Source organism: Vibrio neptunius (genome assembly GCF_000967495.1).
In the GTDB taxonomy this organism is placed as follows: Bacteria; Pseudomonadota; Gammaproteobacteria; order Enterobacterales; family Vibrionaceae; genus Vibrio; species Vibrio neptunius.
Map to the genome: position 1 here is coordinate 1 of NZ_JXXU01000157.1, position 588 is coordinate 588.

The 588-nt window shown below is 39.1% G+C and carries 1 protein-coding gene; it reads left to right on the forward strand.

All coding sequences use genetic code 11. From position 1 onward, the window contains the following. Window positions 1–524: hypothetical protein (locus TW84_RS24770; RefSeq protein ID WP_052707969.1), on the forward strand; the 524-nt coding region annotated here is incomplete at its 5' end. Window positions 525–588 lie beyond the last annotated feature (64 nt).

Sequence of the window (588 nt, forward strand, 5' to 3'; positions counted from 1 at the left end):
ATGACACTTTGAATCGGACACTCTGTCAAGATGATGAAGATATCTATTTTAATGCCCAACTAGAAAATGGAAAACTAGCGTCTTTGTGCGCTTATCAACATTACAGCCCCGATACTGGCTATGTTAAATACCGTTATGGAGATGTGGGGAGTGTCGAGTTAGAGTTCCCAAGTGATAAAAAACCACCAAGAGGGCGTTTTTTAACTTATCACTCCCGTTTGTCGCCTAGCTTGCAAGGGCATTGGGTCTATTTTTATATCAATGATTACCGATATTTGCTCTCTTCATTTAATCGTGGATGTAGCGTTAGTGTGCATGATGTCTCTTCAATTAAAAGCGTGAGATTATTTCTAGAGCGCTGTGAAAAACAATCAAAATTGAAAGTAGATAGACGCAGAACGGGGCTGCTTCTTGATGAAGCTGAAGTGTATGAAAAATTCCCAGAACAATCTCAAGATCCTACAGAGCCGCAGTTTCATCGCTCTAGATTTAATCGTATTAATGGTGAAAGGCAAAGCCTATAAATACCACTTTTTCACCTGATAGTAAGAAAAATGAGAGGGAATAGACGATGAAAATGGGAAATAG